This is a genomic window from Pseudomonas phoenicis, from assembly GCF_047302395.1.
Classification (GTDB): domain Bacteria; phylum Pseudomonadota; class Gammaproteobacteria; order Pseudomonadales; family Pseudomonadaceae; genus Aquipseudomonas.
Map to the genome: position 1 here is coordinate 3428388 of NZ_CP154852.1, position 18289 is coordinate 3446676.

Genomic DNA, 18289 nt, shown 5'->3' on the forward strand with positions numbered 1-18289 from the left:
CCGGCACTCATCGCGCCGGTGTCCTGTCCTGGCGCGTTCCGACTCCCTTTCTTGGTAATCGATCTGCTATGAGTTCTGCCCTGTCCATCCGACAGCTGACCAAGACCTACGGCAATGGCTTCCAGGCCCTCAGTGGCATCGACCTGGACGTCGCCGAAGGCGATTTCTTCGCACTGCTCGGCCCCAACGGCGCTGGCAAGTCCACGACCATCGGTATTCTTTCCACGTTGGTGAACAAGACCAGCGGCACCGTCAACGTGTTCGGCCACGACCTCGACCGCGAACCCGCCGCGCTCAAACGCAACCTGGGCGTGGTGCCGCAGGAATTCAATTTCAACCAGTTCGAGAAGACCTTCGACATCGTCGTCACCCAGGCCGGTTACTACGGCATCAAACCCGCGCTGGCCAAGGAACGTGCCGAGCAATACCTCACCCAGCTGGGTTTGTGGGACAAGCGCGATGTGCCATCGCGTTCGCTCTCCGGTGGCATGAAGCGTCGCCTGATGATTGCCCGGGCGCTGATCCACGAGCCACGCCTGGTGATCCTCGACGAGCCTACCGCAGGCGTCGACATCGAATTGCGCCGCTCCATGTGGACCTTCCTCACCGAGCTGAACCAGAAGGGGGTGACCATCATCCTCACCACGCACTACCTGGAGGAAGCCGAACAGTTGTGCCGCAACATCGGCATCATCGACCACGGCACCATCGTCGAAAACACCAGCATGCGTCAGTTGCTCGGCAAACTGCACGTCGAGACCTTCCTGCTGGACATCAAGCAGTCGCTGACCGTGGCGCCTACGCTGCACGGTTACCCGGCCCGGTTGGTGACGCCGCATACCCTGGAAGTACAAGTCGACAAAGATGTCGGCATCACGGCCTTGTTCGCCCAGCTGGCGCTGCAGAACCTCGAAGTGCAGAGTTTGCGCAACAAGACCAACCGGCTGGAGGAGTTGTTCGTGTCATTGGTGGAGAAAAACTTGTCGAAGGTGGCGGTATGAGCGTGGAACTAAGCACCAACTGGGTCGCCCTCAACACCATCGTCTATCGCGAAGTGCGCCGCTTCCTGCGCATCTGGCCGCAGACCCTGCTGCCGCCGGCGATCACCATGGTGCTGTACTTCGTCATCTTCGGGAATCTGATCGGCCGGCAGATCGGCGACATGGGCGGCTTCACCTACATGGAGTACATCGTGCCGGGCCTGATCATGATGTCGGTAATCACCAATTCATATGGCAATGTGGTGTCGAGCTTCTTCGGGGCCAAGTTCCAACGCTCCATCGAGGAGCTGATGGTATCGCCCGTATCGCCACATACCATTCTCGTCGGCTATGCCCTGGGCGGCGTGCTGCGCGGCCTGGCGGTAGGCGTGATCGTGACCTTGCTGTCGTTCTTCTTCACCCACCTGCAGGTTCATCACCTGGGCATCACGGTCCTGGTGGTATTGCTGACGGCCACCATCTTTTCGTTGTTGGGCTTCGTCAATGCGGTGTTCGCCCGCAACTTCGATGACATTTCGATCATTCCGACCTTCGTGTTGACGCCGCTGACCTACCTGGGCGGCGTGTTCTATTCGATCAATCTATTGCCGCCGTTCTGGCAGACGGTGTCGTTGGCCAACCCCGTATTGCACATGGTCAATTCGTTCCGTTACGGCATCCTCGGCGTATCGGACATCAGCATCGGCACGGCCATCACCTTCATGCTGGTCGCAACCGTGGTGCTGTACGTAGTGTGCGTTCGTCTGTTGGTCAGCGGGCGTGGCATGCGCGCCTGAGGCTCTGTGCGAACGTCGACGCCATTGTCGGCCCACCCACCAGCGCCAGTAGAGCAGGGTGCCGCAGTAACCGAGCAGGCCCAGCACGACTGCACATACCACCGAGCCCAGCAGGAAAGGTTGCCAGAGGGTCGCCAATTGCCCGGTGACCCATTCGACCGTGACGTCTTCGGGTAGGCTGCGTGGCGGCACCTGCAACAACCAGGCGCCCGTCATGTAGGTAACGAAGAATACCGGCGGCATGGTCAGTGGATTGGTCAGCCACACCAGGCTGATCGCGATCGGCAGGTTGCCCCGCGCTGGGATGGCCAGGGCGGCCGCCAGCAGCATCTGCATGGGGATGGGAATCAGTGCGGCGAACAGGCCGATACCCATCGCCCGTGACACCGAATGGCGGTTCAGGTGCCAGAGGTTCGGGTCATGCAGGAGCCGACCGAAAAAACGTAAGTGCTTGTGCTCACGAATGCTGGTCGGATCGGGCAGATAGCGTTTGAACAGACGACGCGGCATGGCGGCCCCCGGGCGTTGGACGGTGCAGTATGCCCGCATCCTTCGGCCGTCTCGTTCAGAGTTTGTGACAATTGTTAAGCGAGCAACGCTTCTCCGTAGGCTATTGCTAGTGGGTCGTCCACTAGAGGGAGCCCCAACCCATGCGCACAGGGATGTTCGCGTTGGCCCTGGGCCTACTGTCGCTGCGTTTTCTACCCATATTGCCGTCGGTCGGTTGGTTGCTGGCCGGATCGCTGTTGGCCGTCGTTTGTCTGTGCGTGCAGCGTGGGTTCGCCGGCTGGCTGTTGCTCGGGCTGTGCTGGGCTTGCGCCTCGGCGCATTTGGCGCTCGCGGATCGGCTGGCCCTCGAACTGGATGGCCGCACGTTGTGGCTCGAAGGCCAGGTGGTCGGGCTGCCAGTCCATTCGGCACGGGGTGTGCGCTTCGAGTTGCAAGGCGCTGAGTCGCGTCGCGCCGAGTTACCCGGACGCGTGCAATTGAGCTGGTTCGACGGGCCGCCGGTATTGGCGGGGGAGCGGTGGCGCCTGGCCGTCACGCTCAAGCGGCCGTATGGGCTGCTCAACCCCCACGGCCCCGATCGTGAGGCCAGCCTGCTGGCGCGGCGCATCGGTGCCATTGGCACGGTCAAGGCTGGCGAGCGATTGCAAAGCTCGACGCCCGGCCGGCGCGAAGCGCTGCGCCAGCGCCTGCTCGGTGTCGATGCACAGGGTCAGCAGGCCGCATTGGTGGCATTGGTACTGGGCGATGGCAGTGGTATCGGCCCGGCGCAATGGCAGGTGCTGCGCGACACGGGCACGGTACACCTGCTGGTGATCTCCGGTCAGCACGTCGGGCTGTTGGCCGGGCTGGTGTATGGCCTGATCGCGGGGCTCGCGCGCCTTGGCGCATGGCCCTCGCGATTGCCCTGGCTGCCCTGGGCTTGCGGGCTGTCGTTGCTGGCGGCGCTGGGTTATGGCGGGCTGGCGGGTTTCCAGGTGCCCGTGCAGCGTGCCTGCCTGATGCTGGCGATGGTGCTGCTGTGGCGCCTACGCTTTCGTCAAATGGGCGCAAGCTTACCGTGGCTGCTGGCATTGAACGGCGTGTTGCTGATAGAACCGTTGGCCAGCTTGTTACCGGGGTTCTGGCTGTCGTTCGCAGCTGTGGCGGTGCTGATCTATGGCTTTGCCGGTCGGCTAGGCGGCTGGCGACCTTGGCAGGCCTGGAACCGTGCGCAGTGGGTGATCGCCATGGGGCTATTGCCCGTGCTGCTGGCCCTGGGCCTACCCGTGAGCCTGAGCGCGCCGCTGGCCAACCTGCTGGCGGTGCCGTGGGTCAGTTTCGTCGTCTTGCCCCTGGCGCTGTTAGGCACCAGCTTGCTCTGGCTGGGCAGCCTGGGCGAGTGGCTGCTATGGCTGGCCGGTGGTGGGCTGAGTGTGCTGTTCGAAGCGCTCGGCCATGCGGCGCTGTGGCAACCGGCCTGGCAGCCGCCGGCGCTACCGGTGTGGGCCAGGCTTCTGGTGATGGGCGGCACACTGGTGCTGCTGCTGCCGCGCGGGGTGCCGCTGCGTGGACTGGGCGCGGTGATGCTGCTGGCGCTCTGGGCGCCAGTGTCGAGCGTTCCGCAAGGCCAGGCCGAAGTGCTGCACCTGGATGTCGGTCAAGGCCTTGCGGTACTGGTGCGGACCCGTCACCACGCGCTGCTGTACGATGCCGGCCCGGCATACGGCGAGCTGGACCTGGGTGAGCAGGTGGTAGTGCCCACCTTGCGCAAGCTGGGGGTCAGGCAACTCGACCTGATGCTGATCAGCCACGCCCACGCCGACCATGCGGGCGGCGCCGCTGCGCTGCAGCGAGGTCTGTCGATAAGCCGGGTAGTCAGCGGCGAACCCGATGAGCTGCCTGGCGGCATGCAGGCCGAGCCTTGTCGCACGGGCGAACGCTGGGCCTGGGATGGCGTCGAATTTTCGCTCTGGCGCTGGTCGGGCGCTGCCAGCAGCAATGAGCGCTCCTGCGTACTGCTGGTCGAGGCCCGGGGCGAACGCCTGCTGCTGGCCGGCGACATGGAGCGCGGCGCGGAACGCGCCTGGCTCGCACAGCCCGAGCCGCCCGCCGTCGACTGGCTGCAAGCACCCCACCATGGCAGCCGCAGCTCTTCCAGCGAGCCTTTCCTGCGCGCCTTGTCACCGCGCGGCGCCTTGGTGTCCAGAGGTCGCGGCAACCGCTTCGGCCATCCCCACCTGCAGGTGCTGGCGCGCTACCAGCGCCATCGTATGCAAGTGCACGACACCGCAGCGCACGGCGCTTTGACGCTGCGCCTGGGCAGCCATGGCGAGGTGCGCCGGCTGCGGGCCGAACGGCGCTTCTGGCGCGATCCGCCACCTAGCGAACAGGCCCCGCGTTGAGTGCTGTCACCGATCGCTCGCGGCAGGCCAGTGGCAACGCTACCTATGGTAAAGTGACGGCCTTTTTTCGAGGGGGTGACTCACGTGTGGGAATTGGTCAAGTCGGGCGGTTGGATGATGCTGCCGATCATTCTGAGTTCCATCGTCGCCCTGGCGATCGTCGTCGAACGCCTGTGGACCTTACGTGCCAGCCGTGTGACTCCACCGCACCTGCTGGGTCAGGTGTGGATGTGGATCAAGGACAAGCAACTGACCAGCGACAAGCTCAAGGCGCTGCGCGCCGACTCGCCGCTGGGCGAGATCCTCGCCGCGGGTCTGGCCAACTCCAGGCACGGGCGCGACATCATGAAAGAGTGCATCGAGGAAGCGGCTTCGCGGGTCATCCATGAGCTGGAGCGCTATACCAGCACCCTGGGCACCATCGCGGCCATGGCGCCGTTGCTGGGTTTGCTGGGCACCGTACTGGGCATGATCGACATTTTCAGCGCTTTCATGGGCTCGCAGATGACCGCCAACGCGGCGGTGCTCGCCGGCGGGATCTCCAAGGCACTGGTGACCACGGCCGCCGGCCTGATGGTGGGCATCCCGGCCGTGTTCTTCCACCGTTTCCTGCTGCGCCGCATCGACGAGCTGGTGGTGGGTATGGAGCAGGAAGCGATCAAGCTGGTGGAAGTGCTGCAGGGTGACCGCGAAGTCGAAATCAGCGGAGCGAAGGCGTGAAGTTCCGGCGCAACCGTCGTCGCGAAAACGTCGACATCAACCTCGCGTCGCTCATCGACGTGGTGTTCGTCCTGCTGTTGTTCTTCGTGGTCACCACCACCTTCACCCGGGAAAACCAGCTACGGGTGGAGCTGCCCGAATCGGTCAGTGCCACGCCGCCTGCGGCGGAGCCTGGGCGCCAAGTGGAAATCACCATCAGTGCCGAAGGCGTCTATTCGGTCAACAACAACCTGTTGCCGCGCAGTGACCTCGACACCCTCATCGACGCCGTGCAGCGCGCCTGCGCAGGCGACAACACTCAGCCATTGCTGATCAGCGCCGACGGCAAGACCCCTCATCAGGCAGTGGTCACCGCCATGGACGCGGCCGGCAAACTGGGCTTCAGCCAGTTGCGCATGACCACCGTCGAGGCGGCTCAGGGCACGCCGTGATGAGCCTGACCGACCGCCTGCTGCAGGCCTGGTACGCCGGTCATCCGGCGCTGGTGCTGTTGCGCCCCCTGGAGGCGTTGTATCGGCATGTGGTCCGGCGCAAGCGGGCGCGGTTCTTGTCCGGAGCCACGGCCAGCTATCGCGCGTCGGTACCCGTGGTCGTGGTGGGCAACGTCACCGTCGGCGGCACCGGCAAGACGCCGATGATCCTCTGGTTGATCGAGCACTGCCGCCAGCAGGGCCTGCGTGTGGGTGTGGTGAGCCGCGGCTACGGCGCCAAACCGCCGACGCTGCCCTGGCGGGTCGAAGCGCAACAGACGGCGGAGCAGGCCGGCGATGAGCCCCTGCTGATCGTGCAGCGCACCGGCGTAGCGCTGATGATCGACCCTGACCGCGGGCGTGCGGTCGAGGCCCTGCTCGCGGCCGAGCCGCTCGATCTGATCCTCAGCGATGACGGTTTGCAGCATTATCGGCTGGCACGCGACCTGGAGCTGGTGCTGATCGATGCGGCCCGTGGCCTGGGCAACCGGCGTTGCCTGCCGGCTGGCCCGTTGCGCGAGCCGGTCGAACGCCTGCAAGCCGTCGACGCCTTGCTGTACAACGGCGCCGCCAGCGACGTTGCTCCCGGTTTCGCGTTCCAGTTGCTGCCCAGTGCGCTGGTCAACCTGTGCACGGGCGAACGTCGCCCTCTGAACCACTTTCCCGTCGGCCAGGCCTTGCACGCCGTGGCCGGCATCGGCAACCCCCAGCGTTTCTTCGATACCCTGCAAGCGCTGGATTGGCAGCCACTGGCCCATCCTTTCGCCGATCATGCCCAGTTCAGCCCGCAAGCGCTGGACTTCAGCCCGTCGCTGCCGTTGGTCATGACCGAAAAAGACGCGGTCAAATGCCGCGCCTTCGCTCAGCCCGACTGGTGGTACCTGGCGGTCGACGCCCACCCCAGCCCCGCTTTCAGCGCCTGGTTCGACGCCCAATTGCAGCGCCTGCTCTGAACCTCAGCCACCTTTGGCCCCTGGCCCCTAGGACGTACTCATGGACACCAAACTGCTCGACATCCTGGCTTGCCCGATCACCAAGAGCCCACTCAAGCTCAGCGCCGACAAAACCGAGCTGATCAGCAAGAGCGCCGGGTTGGCCTACCCGATCCGCGATGGCATTCCCGTCATGCTCGAAACCGAAGCGCGTACCTTGACCGACGAGGAGCGCCTGGACAAATGAGCCTCGACTTCACCGTGGTCATCCCGGCCCGCTTGCGCTCCACCCGCTTGCCCGGCAAACCTCTGCTGAGCATCGCCGGCAAACCGATGGTGCAGCATGTCTGGGAACAGGCGTGCAAAAGCAGCGCCGCGCGGGTGGTCATCGCCACCGATGACGTCAGCATTCTGGACGCCTGCAAGGCATTCGGCGCCGAGGTGGTGATGACGCGTGCGGAGCACGAGTCGGGCACTGATCGACTGGCCGAAGTGGCTGCCTTGCTCGGGTTGGCCGCCGACGCCATCGTGGTCAACGTGCAGGGTGACGAGCCGTTGATTCCACCGGTGATCATCGACCAGGTGGCGACCAACCTGGCGACGCATTCCGAGGCCGGTATCGCCACCCTGGCCGAAGCCATCCACGAGCCGCAGGCCGTGTTCAATCCCAATGCGGTGAAAGTGGTCAGCGACAAGAACGGCCTGGCCCTGAGCTTCAGCCGAGCGCCGTTGCCATGGGCCCGTGACCTGTTCGCCAGGCAGCAGGACCAGTTGCCCGAAGGCGTGCCGTATCGCCGTCACATCGGCATGTACGCCTATCGTGTGGGCTTTCTGCAAGATTTCGTCACCTGGGGGCCCTGCTGGCTGGAACAGACCGAGGCGCTGGAGCAGTTACGTGCCCTTTGGCACGGTGTGCGCATCCATGTGGCCGATGCGCTCGAGGCCCCGGCCGTGGGCGTGGATACCCCGGAAGACCTCGAGCGCGTTCGTCGCCTGCTGGAGCACTGATGCGCATCCTGTTCGTGTGTCTGGGCAACATCTGTCGCTCGCCGACTGCCGAAGGCGTGCTGCGTCAACATCTGCAGCGTGCCGGGCTGGCCGACCGAGTCGAGGTGGCTTCCGCTGGCACGGGCGATTGGCATGTAGGTCAAGGGCCTGACGAGCGTACCTGCCGCGCCGCGTTGGCGCGTGGCTACGATCTGTCGCGCCAACGCGCCCAGCAAGTCACGCCTGCGCATTTCGCCGATTACGATCTGGTGCTGGCCATGGATTCGAGCAACCTGCGCGACTTGCAAGCGCTGCGCCCAAGCAATGCCACTGGGGAGTTGGACCTGTTCCTGCGCCGCTATGGCGCGCGGATCGACGAGGTGCCCGACCCCTACCACGGCGGTGCCGACGGCTTCGAGCAGGTGCTCGACCTGATCGAGGACGCTTGCCAGGCCTTGCTGGTCGAAATCAAGGGGCGCCTATGACGGCACAGTGGCAAGCGAACGTATCGCTCAAGCCGTTCAATACCTTCGGCATCGACGTCAAGGCCCGCCACCTGGTGCAGGCACACGATGACGCCGATGTGTTGCAGGCGCTGACCGCAGCGGCCGAACGTGGGCTGGACGTGCTGGTGCTCGGTGGGGGGAGCAACCTGTTGTTAACCCAGGATGTCGATGGGTTGGTCCTGCACATGGCCAGCCGTGGACGGCGCATCGTCGCCGATGACGGCGAGCATGTGCTGGTCGAGGCCGAAGCGGGCGAGCCCTGGCATCCCTTCGTGCAGTGGACCCTCGCTCAAGGCCTGTGCGGCATGGAGAACCTCAGCTTGATTCCTGGCACCGTCGGTGCCGCGCCCATGCAGAACATCGGTGCCTATGGCGTCGAGATCAAGGACGTGTTCGCCGGTCTGACTGCGCTGGACCGGCAGACGGGTGCCATGCGCGAGTTCAACTTGCAAGACTGTGCGTTCGCCTACCGCGCCAGCGTGTTCAAGGCCAACCCTGGGCGTTGGCTGATTCTGCGCGTGCGCTTCGCGTTGAAGCGTACCCTCGATCCGCACCTGGGCTACGGACCGGTGCGTCAGCGCTTGCAGGAGCAGGGTATTGAGCAGCCGACCGCTCAGGCCATCAGCGAGGCCATTTGCAGCATCCGTCGCGAAAAGTTGCCGGATCCTGAGGTTCTGGGCAACGCTGGTAGCTTCTTCAAGAATCCGGTGGTGTCCAGCGCATGCGCCGACCGCATCCGTGCCGTCTATCCCGATCTGGTGGCATATCCGCAAGGCGAGCAGGGCGTCAAGCTGGCCGCAGGTTGGCTGATCGAACGCGCTGGTTGGAAAGGCTATCGCGAGGGCGATGCCGGTGTGCATCGTCTGCAGGCGTTGGTGCTGGTCAATTACGGCCAGGCCAGCGGAGCTCAACTGCACGCCCTGGCCGGCAAGATCCAGGACGACATTCGCGCGCGTTTCGGCGTCGAGCTGGAGATGGAGCCTAATCTCTGCTGAGGACCATCCCAAGCGCTTTATCGTAGCTACGAAAAAGCCCCGCCAGTTCACACTGGCGGGGCTTTTTATTCAGCCGATGAATCAGCTCTGGTGCGGTTTAGGCACTTCGGTCGATTCAGGGGCGAGCGCGGTGTGGCGGGTGGCGGCATCCGCTGCAGCCTGGGCTGCGGCGGCGGCAGCTTCGGCCTCACGCTTGCGACGGCGAACTTCACGCGGATCGTTCGGTGCGCGACCGTTCGACAGCATGACCGTCGCGGGCTCGGCTGGAGCAGCCGGCTCGCTCGCTGACGCTTGCGCCGTGGCAGGGTCGACGACCACTGGCTTGGTTTGCGCAGGCTGCTCGGCGGTTTCGCGGCTTTCGGCCACGGGCTCGGCTTCTACGGCCACTGGCGGCAACTGCGTTTCGACCGCTGCTTCGGCAGGCTTGGCAGCTTCGCTTTCGACAGCGGCAGGCGCTTGTACCGGGCTGACCAGGTCGATGATCTCGACCGCAGGCTGGACCACCACCGGTTGCTCGGCCTGTACAGCCGGCACTGCCGATCGCTCGGCTTCACCGTCTTGAGCGGCAGGCTCGTGCGCAGGTACCACTTCCACCACCGGAGCGATGCCGGGATTCACTTCCAGTACGGCCTCGGCCGGCTGCTCGACGGTGGGCGCGATGGCAGCGGTTTCGGTAACGATCTTGCTGGGCGCTACCTGGTCCTGAGGCGCTTGCACATGGGTCTCGCTCACGGCATCGGTGGCGCGTTCGGCCTGCTGCTGTGCCTGGGCTTCGGCGTTGGCGCTGATGTTGCTGCTGGCGACGGCGGCGGTCACGGCAAGCCCTGCAGCCAGCTCGGTGGCTGTGGCTGGAGTGGCAGCTGGCGTTTCGACAGCGGCGGGCACTTCAGCCTGCTTGGACGATGGCTCGTCGTTGCCTTCGTCTTCGCCTTCGATCAGCTCGCCATTGCCGTTGCGCTGACGCTCGCGACGATTGCTGCGACGGCGTTGACCGCGCGAACGGCGACGTGGACGTTCTTCATCGTTGCCTTCCTGCTCGGCTTGAGCGTCTTCGTTCGACGCTTGCTCGTCCGCGTTGTCGGCAGATTGCTCGGTCATAAGAAGCTCGCGTTCTTCACGCAGAGCGCGCGGTTGCTGCTCTTCGAGCGCAGCGGGAGCTTGCGGTTCGAGGCTGGTTGGCGCTTGGGCGGTCTCGACAGCCTGGGCATCGATAGGCTCGACAGGAGCGCGTTCTTCACGAGGTGCGCGCTCTTCACGTGGAGCACGCTCTTCGCGGGGTGCGCGTTCTTCACGCGGAGCACGTTCTTCGCGGGGTGCGCGCTCTTCACGCGGAGCACGCTCTTCGCGAGGGGCGCGTTCTTCACGCGGAGCACGCTCTTCGCGAGGTGCGCGCTCTTCACGCGGAGCACGTTCTTCACGAGGTGCGCGTTCTTCACGCGAAGCACGTTCTTCACGAGGTGCGCGTTCTTCACGCGGTGCACGTTCTTCACGAGGTACACGTTCTTCACGCTCGACAGGTGCGGCATCCAATGGCTCGCGCAACTCGCGGACCGGACGCTCTTCACGGTTGCCACGGCGATCTTCGCGCGGCTGACGTGCGGCACGTTCTTCGCGCGGTGCGCGTTCTTCACGAGGGGCACGCTCTTCGCGGGACTGGCGCTCACCACGCTCTTCACGGGGCTTGCGTTCCTCGTCGCGACGGCCACCGCGGTTGCGGCTCTGTTGACGGCCATTGCGGCGCTCTTCGTTGCGCTGCGGGCGCTCGGTAGCTGGCTTCTCAGGCGCGGCAACCGGCGTCGGTGCAGGCTCTTCCTTGCCGGCGAACAGGCTGACCAACGATTTCACCAGGCCCTTGAACAGGCTTGGCTCTGGCGCGCTCTGTACGGGAGCGGCCGGCGCTGCGGTAGCGGCGGGCTGTGCTTCCGGCGTGCTTGGCACAGGCGCGCTGGTGCGCGGCGGTGCGGTCTTGACCGCCGCCTCCTGGCGTACCAGGGTGCGCGTGGCGGTTTGCGGTTGGACTTCTTCGGTTTCGGTGGTGGCGATTTCGTAGCTGGACAGGTTGTTCAGCACTTCCGGGTTGTCGTCACGCAGGCGCTGCACTTCGAAGTGCGGCGTTTCCAGATGGTCGTTCGGCAGGATGATGATGCGGGCACGGGTGCGCAGTTCGATCTTGGTGATCGAATTGCGTTTCTCGTTGAGCAGGAATGCGGCGACCGGAATCGGCACTTGCGCGCGCACTTCGGCGGTGCGGTCCTTCAGGGCTTCTTCTTCGATCAGGCGCAGGATCGCCAGCGACAGCGATTCGACGTCGCGGATGATGCCGGTGCCCGAACAGCGTGGGCAGACGATGCCGCTGCTTTCGCCCAGCGAAGGGCGCAGGCGCTGGCGGGACATTTCCAGCAGGCCGAAGCGCGAGATGCGGCCCACTTGCACGCGGGCACGGTCGGCTTCCAGGCACTCGCGTACGCGCTCTTCGACGGCACGCTGGTTCTTCGCCGGCGTCATGTCGATGAAGTCGATGACGATCAGGCCGCCGATGTCGCGCAGGCGCAACTGACGGGAGATCTCTTCCGCAGCTTCCAGGTTGGTCTGTAGCGCGGTCTCCTCGATGTCGCTGCCTTTGGTGGCGCGGGCCGAGTTGATGTCGATCGAGACCAGGGCTTCGGTAGGGTCGATGACGATCGAGCCACCCGATGGCAGTTCGACCACGCGCTGGAAAGCGGTTTCGATCTGGCTTTCGATCTGGAAGCGGTTGAACAGCGGCACGCTGTCTTCGTACAGCTTGACCTTGCTGGCGTACTGCGGCATCACCTGGCGGATGAAGGTCAGGGCTTCTTCCTGGGCTTCGATGCTGTCGATCAGCACCTCGCCGATGTCCTGGCGCAGGTAGTCGCGGATGGCGCGGATGATGACGTTGCTTTCCTGGTAGATCAGGAACGGCGCTTTGCGGTCGAGCGAGGCTTCCTTGACGGCAGTCCACAGTTGCAGCAGGTAGTCGAGGTCCCACTGCATTTCTTCGCTGCTACGGCCGAGGCCGGCGGTGCGCACGATCAGGCCCATGTCGGCGGGGATGGTCAGGCCGTTGAGCGCTTCGCGCAATTCGTTGCGCTCTTCGCCCTCGATGCGGCGGGAGATGCCGCCGGCGCGGGGGTTGTTGGGCATCAGCACCAGGTAACGCCCAGCCAAACTGATGAAGGTGGTGAGGGCCGCGCCTTTGTTGCCGCGCTCTTCCTTCTCGACCTGGACGATGACTTCCTGGCCTTCGCTCAGCACTTCCTTGATGTTGACGCGGCCTTCAGGGGTCTTTTTGAAGTACTCGCGGGAGATTTCCTTCAGCGGCAGGAAGCCGTGACGCTCGGAGCCGAAGTCGACGAAGGCGGCTTCGAGGCTGGGCTCGATGCGGGTGATGCGGCCTTTGTAGATGTTGGCCTTCTTCTGCTCGCGGGCGCCGGATTCGATGTCCAGGTCATAGAGGCGCTGGCCATCTACCAGTGCTACACGCAACTCTTCGGGTTGAGTCGCGTTTATCAGCATTCTTTTCATGTTGTACCGTCGGTTTCCGGGCTGCCGGAAACGGCGTTCGGCACACACGACTTTCCATGGTCGGTGCCTGGGTGCGCAAAGGGTAGCGAGCTACCCCCGTGTCCAGCGACATTCGACACCAGCCGGTTGCCCAGCCTGCCGTGGTCGCGACGACGCGTCCTGATTGCTGTGGTGCCACGTGGCCTGCGGTATGCGCATCAACCTTGCAGGCCGGGCGTGGGCGATAAGTGCTTGCGTATCGGTCAGGCTACGTTGAAACCAGGCCCGGCATGCCCGTTGTCGCCGGCATGATCCGCGTTTTGCGCCTGTATCACCTCATCTGGCCGTCGCTGGGCGACGTCTCGAACAAACCCTGTGCACTCAGTCAGGAGGAGGAATCAGTCGCCGGCCGTGGACGCCAATCTGGCATCTACACAGTCCGGCGGCTATGCATCTCCACCCTGCACGTATCCCTTGAAAATTCGGGTGCTGCCGCGCGCTGAATCCGCAACGGGTTGCATTTTTCGCCAGCTTCGCCAGGAAGCTGACGCCATTTCATGTCTGAGGCAAGTATTTCCGAGGTTCTCGCCGGGCGATGCAGGGAAGCGACGCGGAGGGCAGAGGGGGAGTGATGCGAAAAGAATCGGGAAGCAGGCATGATGCCGCGCTCGTCGTTTATTTTCAGTCTTCTCTACACAGCGCTGAGTGGCGATTCCAGGCGGTTCGTACAACTGGCGAAAGCCCCGTAGGACGGCCTCGCGTCCTCGAGAATTGCGAAGATTGGGGGTGCCGTACGGCTACGTACTGCATATGTACCGCCAATCTGCCGCTTATGGCGACGCTCGCGACTATATCAGCAATGATTAAGTGCTTCAAATGCATCAAATTGTTATGATCGCGCCATGACAACCAATACCCCCCCGACTTCCGGCGTCCAGCTGATCGAAGTTCCGCCGGAGCTTGCCGGCCAACGCATCGACAATTTCCTCATCACCGCCCTCAAAGGCGTGCCCAAGACCTTGGTCTACCGCATCGTGCGCAAGGGCGAAGTGCGGGTGAACAAAGGTCGAATCAAGCCCGAGTACAAGCTTCAGGCCGGCGACATCGTGCGCGTACCGCCGGTGCGCCTGCCCGAGCGCGACGCGCCGGCGCCGGTGGCCCAAGGCCTGTTGCAGCGCCTGGAGGCGGCCATCGTCTACGAAGACAAGGCGCTGATCGTCATGAACAAGCCGGCGGGTATCGCCGTGCACGGCGGCAGTGGCCTGAGCTTCGGCGTGATCGAAGCGCTGCGTCAGTTGCGTCCCGATGCCAAGGAGTTGGAGCTGGTGCATCGCCTGGATCGCGACACGTCCGGCCTGCTGATGATCGCCAAGAAGCGCAGCATGCTGCGTCACCTGCATGCTGCGCTGCGCGGCGACGGCGTCGACAAGCGTTACATGGCGTTGGTGCGTGGCCACTGGCCGACCTCCAAGAAGCAGGTCAATGCGCCGCTGCTCAAAAGCAACCTGCGTTCGGGCGAGCGCATGGTCGAAGTCAACGATGAGGGCAAGGACGCGCTGACGATGTTCCGCGTGCTGCGCCGTTTCGGCGAGTTCGCCACGATCGTCGAGGCGCGGCCGATCACCGGACGTACCCACCAGATCCGTGTGCATACCTTGCATGCCGGGCACATGATCGCCGGCGACAGCAAATACGGCGACGAAGACTTCAGCCGGGAAATCCGCGACCTGGGTGGCAAGCGTCTGTTCCTGCATGCCTATGCCCTGACCGTGCCGCTGCCCGACGGCGGCGAGCTCAAGCTCGAGGCGCCGGTCGACGAGGTCTGGTCGCAGACCGTGGAGCGTCTCAGTGCGCCGTGACTATGACCTGCTGATCTTCGACTGGGACGGTACGCTGGCCGATTCGATCGGACGCATCGTGCAGTCGATGGCCGAGGCCGCCGATCGGGCGGGTGAGCCGCGCAGCAGTGACGCTGCGGTCAAGGGCATCATCGGCCTGGCGTTGGACGAGGCGATCGGTACCCTGTATCCGCATCTGGATGCCGCGCAAGTGTCGCGCTTTCGCCAGCATTATGCTGATGTCTACATCGCCCTCGATCAGCAGCCTTCGCCGTTGTTCGACGGCGTGGCGCAAGCGCTCGACGCCTTCCGTGCCGAGGGCTATCGCATGGCGGTGGCGACCGGCAAGGCGCGTCGCGGCCTGGATCGCGTGCTGCAGGCCAATGGCTGGCAGGATTACTTCGACATCACCCGTGCCGCGGACGAGACCCGTGGCAAACCGCACCCGCTGATGCTGGAGCAGATCCTCAGCCATTGCGCGGTGCCTGCCGAGCGCGCGTTGATGGTGGGCGACTCGGCGTTCGACTTGCAGATGGCCAGCAACGCGGGCATGCACTCGGTGGCGGTTGGCTATGGCGCCATGTCATTGCAGGCGTTGGCCGAATTCGGTCCGCAGGTGTGCATCGGTCATTTTTCCCAGTTGCGCGAGTGGCTGGCTGGCCGGCATCGCTGAAGCATCCCAGGTGTGGCGCCAGCCATGCAGCGCCGTTCGATCTGCGCATCGATAGCCGGGGTGCTGGTCCGGCGCGGCCGAGTTGGGCCTACGGCAAAACCTGCCGTCTGCGTAGCGAGTGTCCAGATTCTCTGTTCGCCATCAAGGAATGCGCACCCGTTCGGCCAGCAGCATGTCCACCAGGCGAATCAAGGGTAGGCCGATCAGGCTGGTCGGATCGTCCCCTTGCATGCGCTGAAACAAGCTGATGCCCAGGCCTTCGGCCTTGAAGCTGCCAGCGCAATCGAGCGGGCGCTCGGCTTCAACATAGCGCTCGATGTGTTCGCGTTCCAAGGTGCGGAAGGTGACCGTGAAGGCGATGCAGTCGACCTGACAGTGGTCGGTCGCCGAGTTCAGCAGGGCCAAGCCGGTGAGGAAGGTGACCGAGCGGCCGCTGGCTGCGAGCAGTTGCTCGCATGCGCGCTCGACGGTATGCGGCTTGCCCAGGATCTGTTCGTCCAGCACGGCCACCTGGTCGGAGCCGATGATCAGATGCTCCGGGTGGCTGTCGGCCAAAGCGCGTGCCTTGGCCTGGGCCAGTCGCTGGACCAGTTCGGCGGCCGGCTCCTGATCGAGGCGGCGCTCGTCCAGATCGGGGCTTGCGCAGGTGAACGGGAGGCGCAGGCGTTGCAGCAGTTCGCGGCGGTAGGGCGAGCTGGAAGCCAGTAATAAAGGAAGCATGATGGTCTCCAAAGCGGATGAGCGATCCTAGGCTCTGTCTGAAAAGCCTTGAGACTCGGCTATGCTGCGTTAAAAACAGCCTCGGAATGCTCATTTACTCCAGTAAACTCCGCTTCCTCGGCTGTTTTTGCCTTGCCTAACCTTCGCTTAAGACTTTTCAGACAGAGCCTAACACACGACGTGCCGCCTAATTTCCTTTGACAGGAGTAGGGGGCGTCCCTAGAATGCTGCGCCTATGTTGAATGACCCGATTCCACCTCACGTTGACCCGCGCAAATTGGCCGATCGCGGCGTAACCCTTCAAGGTTCGCTGCCACTCGCTGATTTGGAAAGACTCTGCGACCCGCTTTCCGACGATGTCGGTATGGTGCAGGCGAAGTTCGATTTTGAACGAGACGAACAGCATACGGTGGTTGTCCACACGGCGCTGGATGTCGAAGTCAAGATGGTTTGCCAGCGTTGTCTTGAGCTGGTCACCCTGCCGATCCATAGCGAATGTACCTACGCCGTGGTGAAGGAGGGTGCGAATACCCAGTCGTTGCCGAAAGGCTATGACGTGCTGGAACTGGGCGAAGATCCTTTGGATCTGCAGGCATTGATCGAAGAAGAGCTGTTGCTCGCTCTGCCAATCGTGCCTGCTCATCATCCGGAAGAATGCCAGCAGCCGGCCGGTGCAGATGAGCCCGAGCCGAAGGACGAGGTATCGCGGTCCAACCCGTTCAGTGTTTTGGCGCAGTTAAAGCGTGACCCAAACGTTTAGGAGTTAATCAATTATGGCTGTTCAGCAGAACAAAAAATCCCGCTCTGCCCGTGACATGCGCCGTTCGCACGACGCCCTGTCGGAAAACGCGCTGTCGGTAGACAAGAGCACCGGCGAAGTTCACCTGCGCCACCACGTTTCGCCAGAAGGCGTATACCGTGGTCGCAAAGTGATCGACAAGGGCGCTGACGAGTAAATCTTGTCCGCTCCGATCGTCGCGATCGACACAATGGGTGGGGACTTCGGTCCCCGTCTCATTGTTCAGGCGAGCATCGCCTGCCTCAAAGCTACGCCCTCGCTGCATCTGGCCCTCGTCGGTCAACCTTCCCTCATCGAACAGTTGCTCAGTGGCATATCCGCCGCCGAACGCGCGCGCCTGCAAATCGTCGCAGCCAGCGAAGTGGTCGGCATGGACGAGCGGCCCAGCCAGGCACTGCGCGGCAAGCCGGACTCCTCGATGCGTGTGGCGCTGGAACTGGTACGCGACGGTAAAGCCCATGCGTGCGTCAGTGCCGGCAACACCGGCGCACTGATGGCGTTGTCGCGCTTCGTCTTGAAGACGCTGCCAGGCATCGACCGTCCTGCCATGGTGGCGGCCATCCCCACGCGCGGCGGTTTCTGTCAGTTGCTGGACCTGGGCGCCAACGTCGACTGCACTGCGCAGCAGCTCTACCAGTTCGCCGTCATGGGTTCGGTAGCGGCGCAGGCGCTGGGTATCGAGCAGCCACGCGTCGGCTTGCTCAATTGCGGCACCGAGGACATCAAGGGCAATCAGCAGGTCAGGCAAGCCGCAACGCTGCTCGGCGAAGCCCGCCACCTCAACTACGTGGGGTTCGTGGAAGGCGACGGTCTGTACCGGGGCGAAGCGGATGTCGTGGTGTGCGACGGATTCGTCGGCAATGCCGTGCTCAAGTCCAGCGAGGGCTTGGTCAGCATGATCGCCGAGCGTCTGCAGGCCTTGTTTCGCCAAGGGTTGCTGGCGCGCCTCGCAGGTCTGCTGGCCTTGCCATTGCTCAAGCGCTTGAAGGCGGATCTGGCGCCTGCTCGGCACAATGGTGCCAGTCTGCTGGGGCTACAAGGCATCGTGATCAAAAGCCATGGTTCGACTGGCGTGCAGGGCTTTCGAAGCGCGATCGAGCGGGCGCTGGTCGAGGTTCATATGAATCTGCCGCAACGCCTGCTGGGTCGCCTCGAACAGCCTCTGCCTTAGGCTCTGTCTGAAAAGTTCTGAGACGAAGGCCAGGCAAGGCCGAAGGCTGCCCCGCGAAAACCGGCGAGGAACGGCCGGGGTCGCGTCCGACTGTACTGGAGTACATGAGCATTCCGACGGGGCCGGCCTTCCGGCCGGTTTTCAACGCAGCATGGACGAGTATCAGGACTTTTCAGGCAGAGCCTTAGGCAATGGCATCGCTAGATGATTAAATGTGACCGCTTGGTCGACCTCTACATCCAAGTTTTCAGACTGACCGTCAGGCCAAGCGCCTGATGGTGTACATCG

17 protein-coding genes and 1 pseudogene are annotated in these 18289 nt (G+C 63.8%); 15 read left to right on the plus strand and 3 right to left on the minus strand.

Features of this window, described 5'->3' with window-relative positions:
* Positions 1 to 68: 68 nt before the first annotated feature.
* Positions 69 to 1001: an ABC transporter ATP-binding protein gene (locus AA0Z93_RS15370; protein WP_413048061.1), complete on the plus strand. Its 933-nt coding sequence runs from the start codon at positions 69 to 71 to the stop codon at positions 999 to 1001.
* The gene (locus AA0Z93_RS15375) at positions 998 to 1777 is read left to right on the plus strand and encodes an ABC transporter permease (protein ID WP_413048060.1); all 780 of its coding nucleotides are present in this window, start codon (positions 998 to 1000) and stop codon (positions 1775 to 1777) included. Before AA0Z93_RS15370 ends, AA0Z93_RS15375 begins: the two co-directional genes overlap by 4 nt.
* Before the next feature lie 3 nt (positions 1778 to 1780).
* Here AA0Z93_RS15375 and AA0Z93_RS15380 read toward each other — a convergent pair.
* Positions 1781 to 2287 (minus strand): annotated as a pseudogene (locus AA0Z93_RS15380) (DUF2062 domain-containing protein); the annotation flags it as partial.
* A 140-nt stretch (positions 2288 to 2427) separates the two neighbouring features.
* Here AA0Z93_RS15380 and AA0Z93_RS15385 point away from each other — a divergent pair.
* The 8 genes from AA0Z93_RS15385 to murB all read left to right on the plus strand — a co-directional run bounded on the left by AA0Z93_RS15385 (position 2428) and on the right by murB (position 9278).
* On the plus strand, positions 2428 to 4668 hold the full coding sequence (locus tag AA0Z93_RS15385; protein ID WP_413048059.1) for a DNA internalization-related competence protein ComEC/Rec2: 2241 nt from the start codon (positions 2428 to 2430) through the stop codon (positions 4666 to 4668).
* Positions 4669 to 4752: 84 nt separating this feature from the next.
* Positions 4753 to 5388, plus strand: a complete 636-nt coding sequence (locus tag AA0Z93_RS15390; protein ID WP_296268769.1) for a MotA/TolQ/ExbB proton channel family protein — start codon at positions 4753 to 4755, stop codon at positions 5386 to 5388.
* Positions 5385 to 5819: an ExbD/TolR family protein gene (locus tag AA0Z93_RS15395; protein ID WP_413048058.1), complete on the plus strand. Its 435-nt coding sequence runs from the start codon at positions 5385 to 5387 to the stop codon at positions 5817 to 5819. Before AA0Z93_RS15390 ends, AA0Z93_RS15395 begins: the two co-directional genes overlap by 4 nt.
* Positions 5819 to 6811, plus strand: a complete 993-nt coding sequence (lpxK, locus tag AA0Z93_RS15400) for a tetraacyldisaccharide 4'-kinase (RefSeq protein ID WP_413048057.1) — start codon at positions 5819 to 5821, stop codon at positions 6809 to 6811. The genes AA0Z93_RS15395 and lpxK overlap by 1 nt, the downstream gene beginning before the upstream one ends.
* 40 nt (positions 6812 to 6851) lie before the next feature.
* A complete protein-coding gene (locus tag AA0Z93_RS15405) occupies positions 6852 to 7037 on the plus strand; it encodes a Trm112 family protein (protein ID WP_312934037.1) in 186 nt (61 codons plus the stop codon).
* A complete protein-coding gene (kdsB, locus tag AA0Z93_RS15410; protein WP_413048056.1) occupies positions 7034 to 7798 on the plus strand; it encodes a 3-deoxy-manno-octulosonate cytidylyltransferase in 765 nt (254 codons plus the stop codon). Before AA0Z93_RS15405 ends, kdsB begins: the two co-directional genes overlap by 4 nt.
* The gene (locus tag AA0Z93_RS15415) at positions 7798 to 8262 is read left to right on the plus strand and encodes a low molecular weight protein-tyrosine-phosphatase (RefSeq protein ID WP_413048055.1); all 465 of its coding nucleotides are present in this window, start codon (positions 7798 to 7800) and stop codon (positions 8260 to 8262) included. The genes kdsB and AA0Z93_RS15415 overlap by 1 nt, the downstream gene beginning before the upstream one ends.
* Complete coding sequence (murB, locus tag AA0Z93_RS15420; RefSeq protein ID WP_413048054.1) at positions 8259 to 9278, plus strand: UDP-N-acetylmuramate dehydrogenase; 1020 nt, start codon at positions 8259 to 8261, stop codon at positions 9276 to 9278. Before AA0Z93_RS15415 ends, murB begins: the two co-directional genes overlap by 4 nt.
* A gap of 81 nt (positions 9279 to 9359) precedes the next feature.
* On the opposite strand, the gene rne is transcribed toward murB, so the two are convergent.
* Positions 9360 to 12821 (minus strand): ribonuclease E, encoded by a 3462-nt coding sequence (gene rne, locus AA0Z93_RS15425; RefSeq protein WP_413048053.1) that lies wholly within the window; start codon positions 12819 to 12821, stop codon positions 9360 to 9362.
* Between the two features lie 881 nt (positions 12822 to 13702).
* Here rne and rluC point away from each other — a divergent pair.
* Both rluC and AA0Z93_RS15435 read left to right on the plus strand, forming a co-directional pair.
* Entirely contained in the window at positions 13703 to 14659 is a 957-nt protein-coding gene (gene rluC, locus AA0Z93_RS15430) for a 23S rRNA pseudouridine(955/2504/2580) synthase RluC (protein ID WP_413048052.1), read from the plus strand.
* Positions 14649 to 15311, plus strand: a complete 663-nt coding sequence (locus AA0Z93_RS15435) for an HAD family hydrolase (protein ID WP_413048051.1) — start codon at positions 14649 to 14651, stop codon at positions 15309 to 15311. Before rluC ends, AA0Z93_RS15435 begins: the two co-directional genes overlap by 11 nt.
* 141 nt (positions 15312 to 15452) lie before the next feature.
* On the opposite strand, the gene AA0Z93_RS15440 is transcribed toward AA0Z93_RS15435, so the two are convergent.
* Positions 15453 to 16031, minus strand: a complete 579-nt coding sequence (locus tag AA0Z93_RS15440) for a Maf family protein (protein WP_413048050.1) — start codon at positions 16029 to 16031, stop codon at positions 15453 to 15455.
* A 235-nt stretch (positions 16032 to 16266) separates the two neighbouring features.
* Here AA0Z93_RS15440 and AA0Z93_RS15445 point away from each other — a divergent pair, with 235 nt between their 5' ends.
* From AA0Z93_RS15445 to plsX, 3 genes are read left to right on the plus strand one after another with little or no spacing between them, the layout of a single operon-like run.
* Entirely contained in the window at positions 16267 to 16791 is a 525-nt protein-coding gene (locus AA0Z93_RS15445; RefSeq protein ID WP_413048049.1) for a YceD family protein, read from the plus strand.
* A gap of 13 nt (positions 16792 to 16804) precedes the next feature.
* Complete coding sequence (gene rpmF, locus AA0Z93_RS15450; protein ID WP_085675542.1) at positions 16805 to 16987, plus strand: 50S ribosomal protein L32; 183 nt, start codon at positions 16805 to 16807, stop codon at positions 16985 to 16987.
* 3 nt (positions 16988 to 16990) lie between these two features.
* The gene (gene plsX, locus AA0Z93_RS15455) at positions 16991 to 18001 is read left to right on the plus strand and encodes a phosphate acyltransferase PlsX (protein WP_413048048.1); all 1011 of its coding nucleotides are present in this window, start codon (positions 16991 to 16993) and stop codon (positions 17999 to 18001) included.
* Positions 18002 to 18289: the final 288 nt, after the last annotated feature.